A 16,891-nucleotide genomic window follows, 5' to 3' on the forward strand; every position below is an offset into this window, starting at 1 on the left:
CAAGAAAAGGTGCGGAATGATGAAAGGTATTCTCCGGGCAACGCTGGCAACGGCCATTGCTTTTGCCTCAATGGAAAGCATGGCGGCAGTTGACCTGCTCTTGCACAACGGCAAGGTGTTCACCGCCGAGCAGGGCCAGCCACTGCAACAGGCTGTGGCCGTGGACGGTGGCAAGATCGTCAAGGTCGGCAGCGATGCCGAGGTGCTGGCGCTCAGGGAAGCCGGCACACAAGTGATCGACTTGCAGGGCAAGGTGCTGATGCCCGGCTTCATCGACACCCATAGCCATGCGATCTTCGGTGGGGTGAAACTCAAATCCGCCGACCTTGAAACCCGGATGCTGCCCTTCGACGAACTGGAAAAACGTCTGCGCGGCTGGCGCGATGATGGCAAGGCGAGGCACGGCGACATACTCAGTGTCAGTGGCTTCCCCTCGACCTACTGGAGTGAAGTGGCCGAGCTGGAGAAGCGCTTCAACCAGGGCGAATGGGCCGATACGCCGATTGCGTTCCTCGGCTGGGATTACCACACCGGCTGGGCCAACAAGGCGATGCTCAAGCGTGCCGGCATCGATGCCGAACGCGTCAAGGCGCTCAAGGGCGAAGCCGTCGCGACCATCGGCCACCATGCCGACAACACCCCCAATGGCTTCGTTGCCGATGCCGGCCTGTCGGCGGTGATGTCCCAGTTGCCACCCGCGAACCTCGACCAGTTGATCGATGCCGGCAAGGCCGCGCGTGATCTCTATCACAGCCTGGGCGTGACCGCTCTGATGGACCCTGCGGCGAATGCCGCGCCCGGGGATGCGCTGTTCGACTTCAAGCCTACGGCGCAAACCGTTGGCGTGCTGCCGGCCTACAAGGCGCTGGCGGACAAAGGGGAGCTGCAACTGCGGGTGGCCGCCTTGATGGTAGCCAACCCCAGGAGCAAGCCTGCCGACCTCGCGGTGCTGGATCAGGTCAGACAGCAGTTCGCAGGCGTCGACAATCTCAGCCTGCCGGGCATCAAGATCTTTGCCGATGGCGTCGCCGAGTTCCCTGCACAAACCGCATCCTTGCTCGAACCCTACAAGAACTCCCACAAGGGTGGCGAGCTGCTGATCGACCCGGCCCATTTCGGTGAACTGGTCAGCGCCGCCGATGCCCGCGGCTGGCTGGTCCATGTGCATGCGATCGGTGACCGTGCGGTGCGCGAGTCGCTCAATGGCATCGAGCAGGCCCGTCGCGACCGGCAAAGTGGCGTCGTCCATTCGATCACTCATCTGCAGATGGTCAACCCCAAGGAATTCGCCCGCTTCAAACCGCTCGACGTCATCGCGTCCATGCAGTTGTATTGGGCCTCGGCCGACGAGATGAGTATCGATTTGCTCAAGCCCTATATCAGCGCCATGGAGTTCCAGTACATGTACCCGGCGCGATCGCTGCTCAAGAACGGCGCGACCATATCCGGCGCCAGCGACTGGCCGGTCTCCACCCCGGACCCATGGAAGGCCATCGGTCAGGCCATCAGCCGCAAGGGGCCCAAGGGCGTGCTGAACAAGGATGAAGGCATCGACCGGCAGACCATGTTCTACGCCTATACCCGCAACGCCGCCCGGACCATCGGCCTCGAGAAGCAGATCGGTTCGCTCGCCCCCGGCAAGCAGGCAGACATGATCGTCCTTGATCGAGATGTGTTCAGCGCACCAGAGGAGCAACTGGCCGACACCCAGGTCCTCAAGACGTACTTCGGTGGTCGCGAAGTCTACAGCCGCCCCTGATTGCCCGGCGTTCGCCCGCCCTGTGGCGCCTGCCAGCAAGGGAAGGGTGTCCTGCTCAGATCTGTGCCAGGCCACCATCGACGAACAGCTCGGCGCCGTTGACGAAGCTGCTGGCGTCGGTGGCGAGGAACAGCGCCGCGCGGCCGATCTCTTCGGGTTCGCCGACGCGCCCGAGGGGGATGGCTTGGGCGAATCCGTCCAGCAATGTCTCGTCGTTCCCCACCAGTCCGACCAGGGCTGGCGTGCGCACGGGGCCTGGGCTCAGCACGTTGACCCGTACCTGGCGGCCCTTGAGGTCCTGCACCCAGCTGCGGGCGAAGTTGCGTACCGCCGCCTTGGTGGCACTGTAGACGCTGAGCGCTTCGCCTCCCGTGACGGAGGTGGCCGAGCCGGTCAGGATCACCGAGGCGCCCGGTACCAGAAGCGGCAGACCCAGCTGAACGCTGAACAGCACACTCTTCACGTTATTGGTGAAAGTGCGCTCATAGTGTTCTTCGCTGATCTCACCGAGGCGCGCGAGTTCGACACCCCCGGCGTTGGCCACGAGAACGTCCAGCCGGCCGTGTCTATGGCGGATCGTCTCGAACAGGGCCTCCAGTTCGACGACACGGGAGACGTCGGTGCGTACGCCTATGGCGTTCTCGCCGATCTCGCGAACCGTGTCGTCAAGCACCTCCTGGCGACGACCTGTGATGTAGACCGTGGCGCCTTCGTTGGCGAACTGCCTGGCGATGGCCTTGCCGATGCCGGAGCTGCCGCCAGTAACCAGGGCGATCTTGTGATTGAGTTGCATGTGAGGGTCCTCTGCAGAAATGGATGTGTCAGTGCTGGAATGATTTAACTAATGATCATTAGTTAATGTGGCGGCACCCTAACGCCGCTTGATCTGCCTTGTCAATGAATTTACTATTGATCGTTATGAAAATAGCTGAACGCAGGCCGCGAGGCCGACCCCGCACCTTCGACACAGAGCGCGTTCTGGAACAGGCCATGAACTTGTTCTGGCTGAACGGCTACGCCACTACCTCCATCAGCCAATTGGTGGAGGCTACCGGCGTGACCGCGACCAGCCTGTATGCAATCTACGGGGATAAGGAAGGACTGTTCCGGGCTGCCGTGGAGCATTACTGGGCGGGTCGGGCGCAGTACGTGGAACAGCTTTGCCAGCAGTCGACCACTGCCCGTGAAGCTGTGCACGCAGTGCTCGCCGCCGCCGCCGAAGGCATGCTCGACGAAGCCCATCCGCCAGGCTGCATGCTGGCGTTATCCACGCTCAATTGCCCGGCCGAGGCTGCTCACTTGCATGAGTTCGTGCTGGGTTTTCGCCGCCTGTGGGAGCGCAATCTCGCAGAACGGATCCAGCGTGGCGTGGAGGAGGGCGATGTGCCGCGAGGCGTCGATGTCGCCGTCATGGTCGACCTGGTTTCAACGGTCATCTATGGCATGTCCATTCGCGCTCGCGATGGCACCACCAGCGAATCGCTGAGGGGTGTTGCAGATGCGTTGATGGCCGCCTGGCCGGGCTCGGTCGACTGCAATTGACCCGAAATTGGCACTTGCTCGGTAACGGGCAAGACGGTATCTACGCCGACCCAGTTGAGTCGGAATTTACCTCCTCGTTCCCGCGCTCTGCGTGGGAATGCATCCAGAGACGCTCTGCGTCGCGCTCGCGCAGGTCGACGCAGAGCGTCTGGCACGGCATTCCCACGCAGAGCGTGGGAACGAGATAAATGTTGCCGAACATGACCAATGGCATTCAGGGCTCAGGGCGTTACCTGATAGCCATGTTGCTGCATGCAAGTGCTGTAGGCGGAGGAGGCCTGCTCCGTACTGCGTCGATCCTGGCGACGATCCTGGCGCTGACGGGAGCCACCCACGACCGCCCCGGCCACAGCCGCATCCTTCGCCTGGTTCTGCCGGTACTCTTGCTTTACCTCGTCGTCGGCCCGGTTATAGACCTCATGCTGCTGTCCGCGAGCACCGGCTACGGCCGCACCCGCTACCGCGCCGGTTGCGGCACCACGGGCGCGGCCACCTGTCTGCGGGCTGCTCGTGCTCGTGCCACCGGACTGGGCCTGGCATGTACTGATGTCTTTCTGGACGGTTTCGGGAGATTGCCCCTTGAGCGGCGTTACTGTCTCGGCAGTGGCGCAAAGGCAAAACAGGAACGCGGTTGAACAGGCGAACATGGACGTTTTCATAAAAACTCCATTGTTATTCGGGGTGCCCTGGACCTTGCAGTTTAGCATTGGTACCGCGGTTGAAAATTCACACACGCTCATGGCGACAAGATTGCCTCAAACTACACTCTAATCGGGCTGGAGCAGACCGCCCATGAATCTGGCGAGGGCGGATGCATGCAAGGCGATGCAGAAGAAAAACGGACACCTGTACTCGATCCGATCGACCGTGTCATGGAAGTGATCTTCGGCCTGCTCATGGCGATGACCTTCACCGGGACGATCAGCGTGGCAACCGCTGGTCAGGAGGAGGAACGCACGATGTTGATTGCTGCACTCGGTTGCAACCTCGCCTGGGGGCTCGCCGACGCGGTGATCTATCTATTGCGCACGCGGATCGAACGCACGCGCAACCGCACACTTTTCGCTCATTTGCGCGGGGGGGCGGACGCGGTCACTGGGCAGGCGCTCGTGGCTGACGCGTTACCGCCGCGAATTGCGACGGCGGTCGGAACCGAGGGGTTGGAATGGCTGCGCCGCCGGCTGGTCGAATCCCCGGACTCGACGGTTCAACCGCGCTTGACCTGGGATGATTTCAAGGGCGCACTCGGCGTTTTCCTGTTGGTCGTGCTCGCGACATTCCCGCCCGTGGTGCCGTTTCTGTTGCTAGAGCAGATGGGGCCCGCAGTACGCTTGTCCAATTTTGTCGGAATCGCGGTGCTATTCATCGCCGGCTGGATTCTAGCGCGATACGCTGGCGTGAAGCCGTGGCTTGGTGGGCTTGCGTTCGCAGTCATAGGCACGTTGTTGATCCTTGCGATCATAGCGCTTGGCGGGTGATCACAACGCAGCCGGCCCGATACGCCCGGCTATCGGTCCAGCAAAGGTGCGAGCAGCGCACACATGCCGCGCCAGTGTGAACCCTCCCAGTAAATCCGTTGGCAGGCGTCGCAGCGCAGGAAGTGCGAATAGAGGACGCCAACCCGTGGCGGCACCTGCGGCCGGGCCAGTTCCGGGCTGATCTCGTGCAGCGGCAGGTTGCAATGCAGGCACAGGCTGAAGGGCCGCGCGCTACGCGCAAGGTCCAGGCGTTCGTACAATTCGCGCAGCTGCAGCGACGGTTTCAGGGCATGCACGTAACAGCCGTGGCTGATGATCCGCCGCTTGAGCAGTTCGCGGTCGCGGGTCAGCACGATGCGTCCTTGCTGCGCAGCGATCTCGGCGATCTCGCTATCCTCGAAGCCATTGTCGTAGAGGGTATCGAAGCCGCTCATGCGCAGCAGGCTGGCCAGTCCGCCAAGGTGCGCATCAGCGACGAAGCGCAGCACCCGCAGCGGTTGCGTCCGGACCTTGAGCAGCGGGCTGATGTCCAGCGCTTCGAACTTGGGATACACCGCCAGCCGGTCACCGTCGAAGATCACCCGCTCGAAGCCCACCGACTCGCCGTTGAGCAGCACCAGCTCGACCTCGGTGTGCGGTATCCCGAGCGCCTCGATCATGTGCTTGACCGTTGCCCCTTGTGCGCACTCGCAGGTAAAGGACTGCCGCCGCCGTTCGGCCGGCAGAAAATCGTTGAGCTCCTCGTAGAAGCGGAAGGTTGCACGAGTCATGCTGAACAGTATGGCAGGGCTGCCGGATAAGAGAGGACTCGATAATCCAGGAGCGCTCGCTAAAGGCCCAGCCTGTGCTTGAGTTCGGCCTCGCTCATGACGCCGCTGAGCGGACCGCCCGGCAAACCTTCATTGGCTCGCGCCAGCGGGACGAGCACCGGTATGAATCCGGCGTCGCGCACCAGCCGCGCACCCAGGTCCCGGGCCTGGGTGTCGTCGGCGAAAGTGGGGATCGCCTTGCCTTGGCCGGACTGGTCTTTCATCGATGCGTAGCCTATGGCGTTGAACGCCCGCACCAGGTGTATCCCGGGCAGATACTGCTGATCCGCCAGGGCGACCCCCATATTCAGCGCCTTGAGCCCGACTTCTCCGTCACGCCCGCTGATCGGGTTGCTGGTGCTGAACACCACCTTGCCATCGAGCTTGCCCTTCAGTTGTTCGGACAGCACCGGCATGGCACCGTAGGGAACGCTCAGCACGATCACATCGCCCCACGCCGCGGCATCGCTGACCGAGCCCGCCTGGGCGTTGGGGCCGGCGGCCTTGACCAGGTCCGTCAGCGCCTCGGGATGGCGCGACGAAAACATCACCGAGTGCCCAGCCTTTACCCATAGCGTGCCAAGCGTACCACCGACCTTGCCGGCACCGATCACGCTGATCTTGAGGGGGTCTGCCATAGCCTGGCTGGTGCACAGGACCAGGCCGGCGAACATCAGAAAGAGCGTTCTGAACATGCGCTGCGCTCCTGGGTTGCAATGCGGTCGTTTAATCACCGTAGTAGAGCCAGGACATAAACGAAAGGTGGATACGGTTGCAGCGGAGCTATCAGGTTATCCCAACAGACCGCTATCGACCCAACACGGACGTTCACGGATTCGCGGCTGGCGCGGATCCCTATAGCCGCTGCCGCCAGGCTGCGCTGGAGTCCCGTAGGGGCTCCTCCGGCGGACTTGTGATCTTGCGCCCGCTAACGAGCGTGAGCGCAGCCTGGCGGCAGCGGCTATGCCGACCGTGTTGCCGGCCCGTACAACTCCTCATTCCCACGCTCCGCGTGGGAATGCATACAGAGACGCGCCGCAAAGCGCTCTTGAAGGTCGACGCAGAGCGTCTGGCACGGCATTCCCACGNNATCAGGGGCCGCTTCTGGCCGCTCTTGTCGCAGAAAGTTGAAATGCACGGCGTTGCTCGCCAGAATCGCGCCCCGTTCCGGCCAAAGTTGCCGGACGTTCGTGGTGAAAAGGGGCTGCAGTTGAACGAACAGACATTGTCCATGCGCCTGGAGCGCGTGGCGGCGCACGTGCCTGCAGGTGCGTGCCTGGCCGATATCGGCTCGGATCACGGCTACCTGCCAGTGGCGTTGATGCGCCGGGGCGCCATCGCGGCGGCGGTGGCCGGGGAGGTGGCATTGACGCCGTTTTGTGCGGCCGAACGCACCGTGCGCGAGAACGGCCTGGAGCCGCGGATCACCGTGCGTCTGGCCAATGGCCTGGCGGCGATCGAGCCGGGAGACGGGATCACGGCGATCAGCATCTGCGGCATGGGCGGCGAGACGATCCGCGACATCCTCGACAGCGGCAAGGCGCGTCTGAGCGGCCAGGAGCGCCTGATCCTGCAACCCAACGGCGGCGAGCAGCCACTGCGCCAATGGCTGATGGAAAATGGTTACCGCATCCTCTGCGAGGAAGTGCTGCGGGAAAACCGCTTCGACTACGAAATCATCGTCGCCGAGCGCGCGGGTCCTGTACTGTACACCGCCGAGGAACTGTACTTCGGCCCGCTGCAGATGCAGGCGCGCAGCCCGGCGTTCCTGCTCAAGTGGCAGCGCAAGCTGCGCCAGAAGCAGCGGACCCTGACCCACTTCGCCCGGGCGCGACAGGCCGTGCCCGAGGAGAAGGTGCAGGACATCGCCCGGCAGGCCCGGTGGATCACCGAGCTGCTGGCTTGAACCTGGTTTGCCGGATGGCTCGCTAAAGACCCGGCTGGTGCTTTACAGGGATCAGCTATCGGGAGAAAGGGTGGAGTCCTGGCTGGATTCGGCAGCCAGTTTCAGTCGGTCAGCTTTGCTGATGTACTTGGGCTTGCTTTTGGGCGCCAATTTAGCGCTGGCCTTTTTGGCGTTAGCCTTCAGTAGCTGATTTATCTTTTTACGACGATTCATGTTTTTCTGCTTTCTCCAAGCGTTATCTGTTCATCACGGCAAGGCTATAACCTAGCCGCCGTTGTTGTCCGCCTGGTGTCCCGCGTGCTCGTCATGGCCTGTCTGGGTATCGGCAGACTCGACTTTGACTTGCACTTCAACCTTGCCAGCCTTCTCGAACTCCAGGGTCATCGGGAACTGTTCACCGGCTTTCAGCGGCTTGTCCATACCCGTTAGCATTACATGGTTGCCGCCGGGCTGGAATATCACCTCGCCATGGGCGGGGATATCCACGGTAGCCGTGTGTTGCATATTCATCATGCCGCTATCGGAGGCCTGAAGGTGAAGCTCACATTTTTGCGCACGAGGGCTGCTGACAGCGACCAGTCGGTCGGCCTGGCTTTCGTGGTTGTGTATGGTGAAATAAGCGGCACCACCTGGCATATCAACGGGTAGCTCACGCGACCAGGGGTTTTCGACCAGCACTTCTCCGACCTTGTATTCATGGGCAAAGGCTGACGGGGCACAAGCGATCAGAGCGGCAAGACTCAGGATACGAATGACCATTGAGATTTCCTTGTCGTAAGGCTGTACTTGAGAGCGGCTCTCTCAACATAGACAGCAGGCATCCCGAACACAAATAGTCATTTTCAAATAACGCTCTCGCCGTTGCCGAAGGTTCGATCGACCAGGCGGATACTATCGCGTCCACCACGCTTGGATTCGTAGAGCGCGGCGTCGCCTTGCTCGATCAGCGCCGCGAGGCTGGCAGGCGGTCGGTCGAACAGATTGGCCCCGATGCTCAGGGTCACAGCCTTGGGAGTAGGGAATGTCTGTGAGGCAGCGATGTGGAACTGTTCGCGCAATGCGTTGCCCAGCCGTGCTATTCGCTCACTCGACGTATCACTGAGAAGGATAACGAATTCGTCGCCGCCCAGCCGGGCCGCCAGTGCGCCTTCAGGCAGTGACGAACGAATGATGTCACTCAGCGCGACGAGCAGTCGGTCACCTGCAGCATGGCCATACAGGTCATTGACCATTTTGAAGTTGTCGATATCGATCAGCAGCAAGGCGCCCGGTCGAGCGATTGAAATTTCATCCAACAGGCGTGGTGCTCGCACATCGAGGGCGCGACGGTTGTACAGGGCGGTCAATGGATCGCTTGCGGCCAATTGTTCTATCCATTGCTCCCGACGGTAGCGTTCGGTACCGGTCATCGAGAGTGCGATCAGCATGATCGCCATTACGCCCTCGACCAGGGAAATCTGAATGATCTCACCACGAAAAGCTGCAAGGTCGATCAGTGTTCCTGGAATAACTGCCGAGATCGCTTTGGCGAAATAGAAAAGTCCGTGAACCAACAGTACATAACGCAACTGTACCGCGCCAACACTCAACGACTTGCCATGGGGGCGCAGGAGGAGGCTGGCTCGGAGTGACAAAAGGGCAATCAGCAGTGAATTGGCCAGTAGCATGATCCTCGACCACGACGGCTCGTCCGGCAACAACAGCAGTGCAATCCAGGCGACGAAAATCAGGTACCAGGCCCCGGATATGCGCGTCTTCGTGAAGCGCGCAACGCCCAGCAGGAAAAACCAGTGGGCCGTCACCAACAGGCCGTTGGCGAACCAGATGCCGATCAGCAAAAGACCGCTGCCGCGCAGCAAGGCGAGGGTCGAGCCCACGGTGATCGTTGCAAAACCGGCGCTCCAGAACAGCAGTGACTGTTCCCGAATACTGCGCCACTCGACTGCCAGATACAGGGCGGCGGCCGCTGCAAGAGCGATCGAGAGGGTCAACATCGTGGGAGGGTCGAGCACCATAACCTTTCTGAACGCCTGACATGTGGTTAAAGCGCACGATTGTAATAGCTCTGGCTGATTTTTCGCAGAGTTCATCGTTTGCGTGCGTCCTTTTGCCGGCACTAAAGCGAATAAAACTATTGAAAAAAACCTCTATAAGCTTTACATGGGAAGCTCACTGGCACATTGCTGGCAATCAGTCAGTGAGTATCACCCGTTTTTGGCTCAGGGAGCGCTGATGAGTTTTCGTCCATTGACCGATTCCCCGCGGCAATCGATCGATTGCGACGTTGTGGCATCTCAACTAGAAGCGAACTTGGATGCTGTCGGCATGGCCTGCGCCGGCAACGAGGACATCATCGAACAATTGCTGGACTCAGCGCGCAACTGGGCCCATTCCACTGCGTGGGCGGTTTATCGTGCCGGTGAACAACTGCATCTGGTCGGGCAGGGCGACCCACGGATGCAATGGCCGTCCAGCGTTGCGAATGAAGAGCTGGAAGCCTTTTGCCTGACCTGGCACTTGCACCGCTGGCCGACCGGTAGAGGCGAAAGCGTGCTGGGGTGGCTACTCGCGCCAGTCAACGATGCCGCGCAACCGGCGCTCGCCGAATTTGCCCAGCGCCTGGCCATTCAGGTACAGACCAATACCCTTGCCCGTGCGCAGATTACTCAGCGTGTGCTGTATGAAATTACTTACCTGGCCAGTTCGACCCGCGACCGGTCAGTGTTTCTGGTGGGGGTTCACCGGCTGCTGGCGAGCCTGATCGACGCCGAGAACTTCTATCTCGCGCTGTATGACCCGCACAGTGGCAAGATTGACTACCCGTACTATGTCGACGTTATCGACGTTGATGCCCTGGCGTCCGAGAACTACGAATACCTTGACCCTTCGCACCTGTCTATGACCGGCCAGGTGTTGACCACGGGTCAGCCGTTGCTGATCGACGCCGCCGGCATTCGCGCGGCTCAGGCCGAGGGCCGTTTCTACTGCATAGGTGATCGTCCCGAGTTCTGGATGGGCGCACCGTTGAAAAATGCCACGGATGACGTGTTTGGCATGATCGCGATGCAGGTCTACGACGTTTCCCGTACCTACAGCGCTGAAGATCGTGCGCTGTTCCTGGTGGTAGCCCGTCACGTGGCCATGGCGTTGGACCGGATTCTGCATCGAGAAGGTCTGGAGGCGACGGTGATGCGTCGCACCCTGGAGCTTTCGGAACTCAACGATGCATTGAGGCAAGAGGTGGCAGAACGGGAGCGCGCCGAGCATTTGCAGAGCGCGCTGTTTCAGATTGCGGAACTGTCGAGCCAGCCTGGCGACATGGCTGAGTTGTTTCAAACCTTGCATGGCATCGTCGGTGATTTGCTGTTCGCGCAGAACTTCTACATTGCGCTGTTCGATGACGCGACCAATGAAGTGACCTTTCCGTACTATATCGACGAGCGGCAGCCGACCTGCCCGGTGGCAAGGCGTGGGTGCCGGGGCTTGACCGAGTACGTTATCCGTCAGCGTCGACCTTGCCTGATTGACTCCAGCGAGGCAGAGCGTCTGGCTGCGCAGGGTGAAATCGAACTTGCCCATGATGAGTCTGTCCGATCCTGCTCCTGGCTGGGCATTCCATTGTTTGATGGCGATGCCGTGCGTGGCGTGCTTGCGGTGCAAAGCTATACCTCGAAGGTGCGGTATACCCTGCGTGACCAGGAACTGCTGACGTTTGTGTCGCGGCACATTGATACAGCGTTGTCGCGACGCACAGCCGCCGAGGCGATCCATGTCGCCAACCTCAAGCTGGAAGCCCGGGTGCAGGACCGCACCCGCGAGCTCGATCACGCCAATGCCAAGTTGCAACACGAAAACTCCCACGATGCGCTGACCGGGCTAGCGAATCGTACCTACCTGCAACAGCGCCTCAATCTGGCCTGGTCGCGGTTCGGCAGCGAAGGCGGGCACCTGGCGGTGATGTTCATCGACCTGGACCGTTTCAAGATGGTCAACGATAGCTTCGGCCATCATTTTGGCGACCTGCTGTTGATGCAGGCCGCCCACCGTTTACGCGGTTGTCTGCGCGACACCGACATGCTGGCGCGCCTGGGGGGCGATGAGTTTTCAGTGCTCGCGCCCGAGGCACCGCTGGAAGTAGTGATCGAAATCGCCGAACGTATCCTGGTGGCGTTTGACCTGCCGTTTTTCATCAACGGCTATGAAGTTTTTTCGTCCTGCAGTATCGGAATCGTCAGTGCCGACAGTCAGTTCCATCATGAGCCAGCCGACTTGCTGCGTGATGCCGATGCGGCGATGTACCGCGTCAAGAGTGCCGGGCGCGACAGCTACGCGGTGTTCAATCAGGAAGTGCGCCGTGAAGTCTCGGACCAGGTTGAGCGGGAAGGGGCCTTGCGTAACGCACTGAAACGTACCGACGAACTGCTGCCGTATTTCCAGCCCATTGTCAGCGTCGAAAGCGGTGAACTGCTGGCCCTTGAAGCACTGATCCGCTGGCATCAGCCGGGCGGCCGGGTGATCGCGCCCGGCGAGTTTTTGCCGGATGTCGAGGGTTTGCGCCTGATCGGTCGACTTGATCTGTACATGCTTACCCGCGTCGCAGTGATCCTCGCACAACCCCAGCACGCCAATTGGCCTCCAGTGCATGTCAATTGCTCCAGCTACAGCATGACGCGTCCGGATTTCGCCAGTGAGGTGCTGACACTGTTGGCGCGGCACCGGGTCTCGCCGTCGCGAATCTGCCTGGAGTTGACTGAAGGTGCACTGGTAGCTGAGCCGGCGATTGCCCGACGGACCATGCAGGAATTGGCCGACAACGGCATGTCGGTGGTGCTCGATGACTTCGGTGCAGGGTTTTCATCCCTGAGCTATGTGCACCAATACCGTTTCAGCGGCTTGAAGATCGACAAGTCGTTCGTCCTTGAACTGACCACCAGCTCCCGTAGTCGCGCGATCGTCCGGGCAATTGTGCGGATGGCCGAATCGCTGGACCTGAGCGTGGTGGCCGAAGGTGTCGAGGATGAAGCGACGCTGGACTTGCTGCGCGAAATGGGCGCAGGGCAGGCCCAGGGTTATTATTTTGCCAGGCCGATGGGGTTGGAAGCGTTGTTGGCGAGTTCGCTGGTCGGTCGCTAGAGTGCTTTGACCCGCCGAGCGGTCGTGTAAGTTCATTGACAATGGGAGCACATGCTCTTAATTTGAGTCTTATAGGGGCATGTGCTCCTATTTTTGAATTAAATGAGAGCATATGCTCCTATATGTTGAGAGGAACACGACCATGAGCCAGGCAGAAATTCTTGTAAGCGGTGCAACCGGGCGTACGGGTGGGGCAGCCATCGATGAGCTGCTCAAGATGGGCAAGCGCGTGCGAGCTTACGTACGCACGGACGATGAGAGGGCTGCGGCGCTGCGCGAGCGTGGGGTTGAAATTGCCCTTGGCGATTTCACCGATATCGATGACATCCGTGCGGCGATGGAAGGCATCCGCTCGGCCTATTTCCTTTACCCGCTGGCGCCGGGAATCATCGACGGTACAGCCTATTTTGCCCAGGCAGCGAAGGAGGCCGGGGTAGCGGCAATCGTGAACATGTCGCAGATCTCCGCACGGCGCGAGTCCAGGAGTCATCTGGCACAGGATCACTGGATCTCCGAGCGTGTTTTCGACTGGTCGGGCGTACCGACAACGCATCTGCGCCCCACATTTTTCACGGATTGGCTCGTATACCCTCACTTCGTAAAAGAAATCCGGGCCAGTAAAAAAATCGAGTTCCCCTTCGACAATGGTCGTCACGCGCCCATCAGTGCCGACGACCAGGGGCGGGTGATCGCTCACATCCTGGCCAACCCTGCGGGACACGAGGGTAAGATTTACAATCTCCATGGCCCGGTCGAGATGAACCATACCGAGATCGCTGCAGCCATGAGCGAGGTGCTTGGTGTGGAAATCCAGTACGCGCCGACATCGATCGAGGCGTTCAAGCTTAAAATGGAGCAGCAGTACAAGTTTCCGCCGTCCCTGGTACAACACCTGGTCGAAGTCGCTCAGAACTACCGAGAGGGAATCTTCGCGGGTGTGAACGATGTCGTGGAGAAGGTCACCGGCACGCCTGCGTTGTCCGTGCAGGCTTTCATGGAAAAATACCGAGACGTCTATGCGTGATCAATACGCACGGGGCGTAAATATTCATCAGTAGTAGAGAGGAAATACAGAGATGCTGCCGGTTAACCAGCCACTAGGGATCGACCAGTGCAATTGTTCCGCAATAAGGAAAGCGAGCCGGCAGATCTCTCGCCTCTATGATGCGCACCTTGAGCCATCGGGGCTGCGGATAACCCAGTTCCTGACCTTGGCAGCGCTCAATGATTTGGGGAGTGCTGCAGTCAATACCCTTGCTGAGCGGCTCGATATCGAGCGGACAGCGATGGGAAAAATGGCCGGCTTTCTGGAGCGCGGCGGATTGATCTCGATCAGCCCCTCGCCATCTGACGGCAGAATTCGCCTGATGGCGCTGACCGAGGAAGGCAGGCGCTTGTTCAAAAGGGCTGCTCCTCTCTGGGAGGAGGCTCAACGAGAGTTTGAGCAATTGAACGGCACTGAAAAAGTGACCTCGCTGCGGCGGGACCTGGCTCGTGTAATAGTCGGCGATAAAGCCGGCGGATTATCTGATGACTGAGCTACATCGCCACCTGGCCAGCAGGAGGGGTATCAGTCAATTGCGTTCGCGTGAGCATTCTTACCGGCTTCTGCAGCAGAAATTGGCAAGGAGTCTAATATGAAATGCCATGGATCGGTCCACCCCCTATTTGCGTAAAGATGCGAGGGACCGTTGGCATGCAGACGGCTCCAACACCCCACCGGTGTTGGCTAAATGGATTTTGAGCTGGAGGGAACCATGAGCAATTTCATCGCCACCGACGAGCCACCTGAAGCCGTTCGCCTCCTGGTCAAGGTTTACGCCCACCTGCTGCTTGCAGGATTTGCCTTTGTTCCGGCCTATCTGATTGGCTACTTATACTTTTTTCAAGACCCCACGCTTATATTCGAGAATCACCTGTTTCATATAAGTGCGATCATGGCAGCCAGCTTGGCAGGCTTGTTTGTTACTTACGTAACGTGGCGCTGCTATCAGTCATCGGGAGATCCGCTGCTGCGATGGATGACGCTTGGTTTTCTCGGTTTTGTAATCATCTACGCGTTGCATGGTGCGCTCACTGGGCAAGCACACCACAATATCTGGCTCTTCCTGCTTTATGGACCGGCCTCTCGACTGGTCATGTCGATGCTGCTGTTAGTCGGAATACTGTCGTACCACCGCCCACCCGATGCCGCCGACCAACGAATGAAGGCCCGCCCGTGGTTGACCTGGATAGGACTGTTCCTGCTGGTTGACGTGGCAGTGGCGTACGTCGCGAATTTGCCGATCGCCGGTAATCTCGCGGTGCGCCTCTCGATGGAAGGTGGTGCCCTCGTTCTTTCCACATTGACCGTGACAATACTCTTGCTGCGCCGTATTCGTTCGCCGCTGATGATGATTTTCGTCATCTCGGTCACCGCGTTCGCGCTGTCATCTCTTGCCTTCATCCTTGCACGTCCGTGGAACCATATGTGGTGGCTTGCTCATGCGATCTTCGCCGGTGGATTCTTTATGTTGAGCTATGGGGTAGTGCAAGCGTTCCTCACTACGCGGTCGTTCTCGAAAATTTACAGCCAAGAGGAGTTGATGGTCCGACTTGCCGAAGCGATGGCATATGCCGAGAGCTCCCTGCGGGAACTCCAGCGCACCAATCAAGAACTCGGGCACCTTGCGGCGACCGATCCACTGACAGGCGCTGATAACCGGCGTCGGTTCATGGAGCGGGTCGAAGTCGAAATTGGCCGGACCAGACACGGCGGTGCGCCGTTCTCCGTGTTGGCACTCGATCTGGATAATTTCAAGTCCATCAACGATCGCTTCGGGCATCAGGTCGGCGATGACATCCTGAAGAGTTTCGTGCAGATTTGCTTCGATTCGATCCGGCCGTATGACGGCGTAGCCAGGGTGGGCGGGGAAGAATTCATGATACTGCTGCCTCAGACTTCACTTGAAAGCGCGCACGTAATCGCTGAGCGTCTGCGAAGCACCGTTGCAAATAATTCTTTTCATGGCCTGCAGCGGTCAACGGTGGTTACAGTGAGCATCGGCGTATCGCAATCTGGCCGCGACGGCGACACCATCGAGGCAATTCTGCGTACAGCCGATCAACGCCTGTATCACGCTAAGCACGAAGGCCGTAACCGTGTGGTCGCTACCATAAAAACCAGCCTCCAACCTCTGCCCTGGCAATCGTCTCGAAGTCGCTGAAAGCGTCGATTTCGGCCGGTAGCGCGACCCATTGCAGCCGTTCGCCAACGACTGCAATCGACCACAAGCATCCACTCAAACGCTGGTTTGTGGGGTGTTTGTAAAATTGAGACGCCTGATGGTCGATGACTCAGCGCTTATAGAGCAACGCATCAACCACGACGCCAAACGCTGACGAATGCTCACGGCGATTGGGGTAGTAAAGATGGTAACCGGCAAAGGGTTGGCACCAATCCTCCAACACTCGCACAAGGCTTCCATCGGCAAGCTCCTTCGCAACCATATCTTCCGGCAGGAAGCCCAAGCCGCATCCTGCAACGGCAGCGCGCAGAATCGGCACGCTGCTGTTGAATGTCCATTGCCCTTCGACGCGTGCTTTGAGTTCGTGACCGTCCTTTTCAAAATCCCATTGCATCAGGCTCCCATGGGTGGGCAGGCGCAAATTGATGCAATTGTGTGCGGCCAAATCACCCGGCTCCTTCGGAAAAGGCCGCTGTTTGAAATACTCAGGAGATCCCACGACTGCGATGCGCAACGGCGGGCCGATCGGAACGGCGATCATGTCCTTGGCCACCTGATCGCCCAGACGCACGCCGGCGTCGTAGCGCTGGGCGACGATGTCTGAGAGGGCGTAGTCGACGGTGATTTCGACCTTGATATCCGGGTAGTTGGGAAGCACCTTCAACAGCTTGGGCCAAAGGATGTTATTGGCCGCATGTTCGGATGCTTGAATCCGCACGTTGCCAGCTGGTGTATCGCGAAACTCGCTGACCGCCGCGAGTTCAAGTTCAATTTCGTCGAAGCGCGGCGCCATCGACTGATACAGCCGCTGACCGGCCTCGGTGGGGGAGACGCTGCGGGTGGTTCGGGTCAACAGTCGAACGCCGAGCCGTGTCTCCAGAGCACGCATGGTGTGGCTCAGCGCGGACTGCGAGACGCCCAACTGCGCGGCAGCGCGAGTGAAACTGCCTTCGCGGGTAATGACCACGAAGGCTTGCAGATCGTTGAGATTGGCGCGGGACATTGATGAGAGCCTCTCATGCAGAGCGCGGGATTAT

At 59.7% G+C, this 16,891-nt stretch carries 16 protein-coding genes; 8 read left to right on the forward strand and 8 right to left on the reverse strand.

What is annotated here, in order from left to right; translation table 11 throughout:
* Window positions 1–19 precede the first annotated feature (19 nt).
* Entirely contained in the window at window positions 20–1,759 is a 1,740-nt protein-coding gene (locus tag F2S13_RS09860; protein WP_166360291.1) for an amidohydrolase, read from the forward strand.
* Between the two features lie 55 nt (window positions 1,760–1,814).
* Here the strand turns inward: F2S13_RS09860 and F2S13_RS09865 are convergent, their stop codons facing one another.
* Window positions 1,815–2,552 (reverse strand): SDR family NAD(P)-dependent oxidoreductase, encoded by a 738-nt coding sequence (locus tag F2S13_RS09865; RefSeq protein WP_166360292.1) that lies wholly within the window; start codon window positions 2,550–2,552, stop codon window positions 1,815–1,817.
* A gap of 197 nt (window positions 2,553–2,749) precedes the next feature.
* On the opposite strand from F2S13_RS09865, the gene F2S13_RS09870 reads away from it, so the two are divergent.
* Entirely contained in the window at window positions 2,750–3,301 is a 552-nt protein-coding gene (locus tag F2S13_RS09870) for a TetR/AcrR family transcriptional regulator (protein WP_166360293.1), read from the forward strand.
* A 221-nt stretch (window positions 3,302–3,522) separates the two neighbouring features.
* On the opposite strand, the gene F2S13_RS09875 is transcribed toward F2S13_RS09870, so the two are convergent.
* The gene (locus tag F2S13_RS09875; RefSeq protein ID WP_166360294.1) at window positions 3,523–3,960 is read right to left on the reverse strand and encodes a YMGG-like glycine zipper-containing protein; all 438 of its coding nucleotides are present in this window, start codon (window positions 3,958–3,960) and stop codon (window positions 3,523–3,525) included.
* 156 nt (window positions 3,961–4,116) lie between these two features.
* On the opposite strand from F2S13_RS09875, the gene F2S13_RS09880 reads away from it, so the two are divergent.
* On the forward strand, window positions 4,117–4,779 hold the full coding sequence (locus F2S13_RS09880; protein ID WP_166360295.1) for a VIT1/CCC1 transporter family protein: 663 nt from the start codon (window positions 4,117–4,119) through the stop codon (window positions 4,777–4,779).
* A 29-nt stretch (window positions 4,780–4,808) separates the two neighbouring features.
* On the opposite strand, the gene F2S13_RS09885 is transcribed toward F2S13_RS09880, so the two are convergent.
* On the reverse strand, window positions 4,809–5,549 hold the full coding sequence (locus F2S13_RS09885) for a Mut7-C RNAse domain-containing protein (protein ID WP_166360296.1): 741 nt from the start codon (window positions 5,547–5,549) through the stop codon (window positions 4,809–4,811).
* A 59-nt stretch (window positions 5,550–5,608) separates the two neighbouring features.
* Window positions 5,609–6,283, reverse strand: coding sequence for an NADPH-dependent F420 reductase (locus F2S13_RS09890; RefSeq protein ID WP_166360297.1), 675 nt, complete (start codon window positions 6,281–6,283; stop codon window positions 5,609–5,611).
* A 515-nt stretch (window positions 6,284–6,798) separates the two neighbouring features.
* On the opposite strand from F2S13_RS09890, the gene F2S13_RS09895 reads away from it, so the two are divergent.
* Window positions 6,799–7,494, forward strand: coding sequence for a tRNA (adenine(22)-N(1))-methyltransferase (locus tag F2S13_RS09895; RefSeq protein ID WP_281354546.1), 696 nt, complete (start codon window positions 6,799–6,801; stop codon window positions 7,492–7,494).
* Between the two features lie 51 nt (window positions 7,495–7,545).
* Here the strand turns inward: F2S13_RS09895 and F2S13_RS09900 are convergent, their stop codons facing one another.
* The 3 genes from F2S13_RS09900 to F2S13_RS09910 all read right to left on the reverse strand — a co-directional run bounded on the left by F2S13_RS09900 (window position 7,546) and on the right by F2S13_RS09910 (window position 9,509).
* On the reverse strand, window positions 7,546–7,707 hold the full coding sequence (locus F2S13_RS09900; RefSeq protein WP_166360299.1) for a DUF2986 domain-containing protein: 162 nt from the start codon (window positions 7,705–7,707) through the stop codon (window positions 7,546–7,548).
* Window positions 7,708–7,758: 51 nt separating this feature from the next.
* Window positions 7,759–8,253, reverse strand: coding sequence for a copper chaperone PCu(A)C (locus F2S13_RS09905; protein WP_166360300.1), 495 nt, complete (start codon window positions 8,251–8,253; stop codon window positions 7,759–7,761).
* 83 nt (window positions 8,254–8,336) lie between these two features.
* Complete coding sequence (locus F2S13_RS09910) at window positions 8,337–9,509, reverse strand: GGDEF domain-containing protein (RefSeq protein ID WP_166360333.1); 1,173 nt, start codon at window positions 9,507–9,509, stop codon at window positions 8,337–8,339.
* Between the two features lie 217 nt (window positions 9,510–9,726).
* Here F2S13_RS09910 and F2S13_RS09915 point away from each other — a divergent pair, with 217 nt between their 5' ends.
* The 4 genes from F2S13_RS09915 to F2S13_RS09930 all read left to right on the forward strand — a co-directional run bounded on the left by F2S13_RS09915 (window position 9,727) and on the right by F2S13_RS09930 (window position 15,833).
* Complete coding sequence (locus F2S13_RS09915; protein ID WP_166360301.1) at window positions 9,727–12,627, forward strand: sensor domain-containing phosphodiesterase; 2,901 nt, start codon at window positions 9,727–9,729, stop codon at window positions 12,625–12,627.
* A gap of 142 nt (window positions 12,628–12,769) precedes the next feature.
* Complete coding sequence (locus F2S13_RS09920; protein WP_166360302.1) at window positions 12,770–13,651, forward strand: NmrA family NAD(P)-binding protein; 882 nt, start codon at window positions 12,770–12,772, stop codon at window positions 13,649–13,651.
* Window positions 13,652–13,703: 52 nt separating this feature from the next.
* Entirely contained in the window at window positions 13,704–14,165 is a 462-nt protein-coding gene (locus tag F2S13_RS09925) for a MarR family winged helix-turn-helix transcriptional regulator (RefSeq protein WP_166360303.1), read from the forward strand.
* Between the two features lie 219 nt (window positions 14,166–14,384).
* The gene (locus F2S13_RS09930; protein WP_166360304.1) at window positions 14,385–15,833 is read left to right on the forward strand and encodes a GGDEF domain-containing protein; all 1,449 of its coding nucleotides are present in this window, start codon (window positions 14,385–14,387) and stop codon (window positions 15,831–15,833) included.
* Window positions 15,834–15,963: 130 nt separating this feature from the next.
* Here F2S13_RS09930 and F2S13_RS09935 read toward each other — a convergent pair whose 3' ends face one another.
* Entirely contained in the window at window positions 15,964–16,857 is an 894-nt protein-coding gene (locus F2S13_RS09935; RefSeq protein ID WP_166360305.1) for a LysR family transcriptional regulator, read from the reverse strand.
* Between the last annotated feature and the right edge of the window lie 34 nt (window positions 16,858–16,891).

The sequence above is a fragment of the Pseudomonas akapageensis genome, assembly GCF_011355085.1.
Lineage (GTDB): Bacteria > Pseudomonadota > Gammaproteobacteria > Pseudomonadales > Pseudomonadaceae > Aquipseudomonas > Aquipseudomonas akapageensis.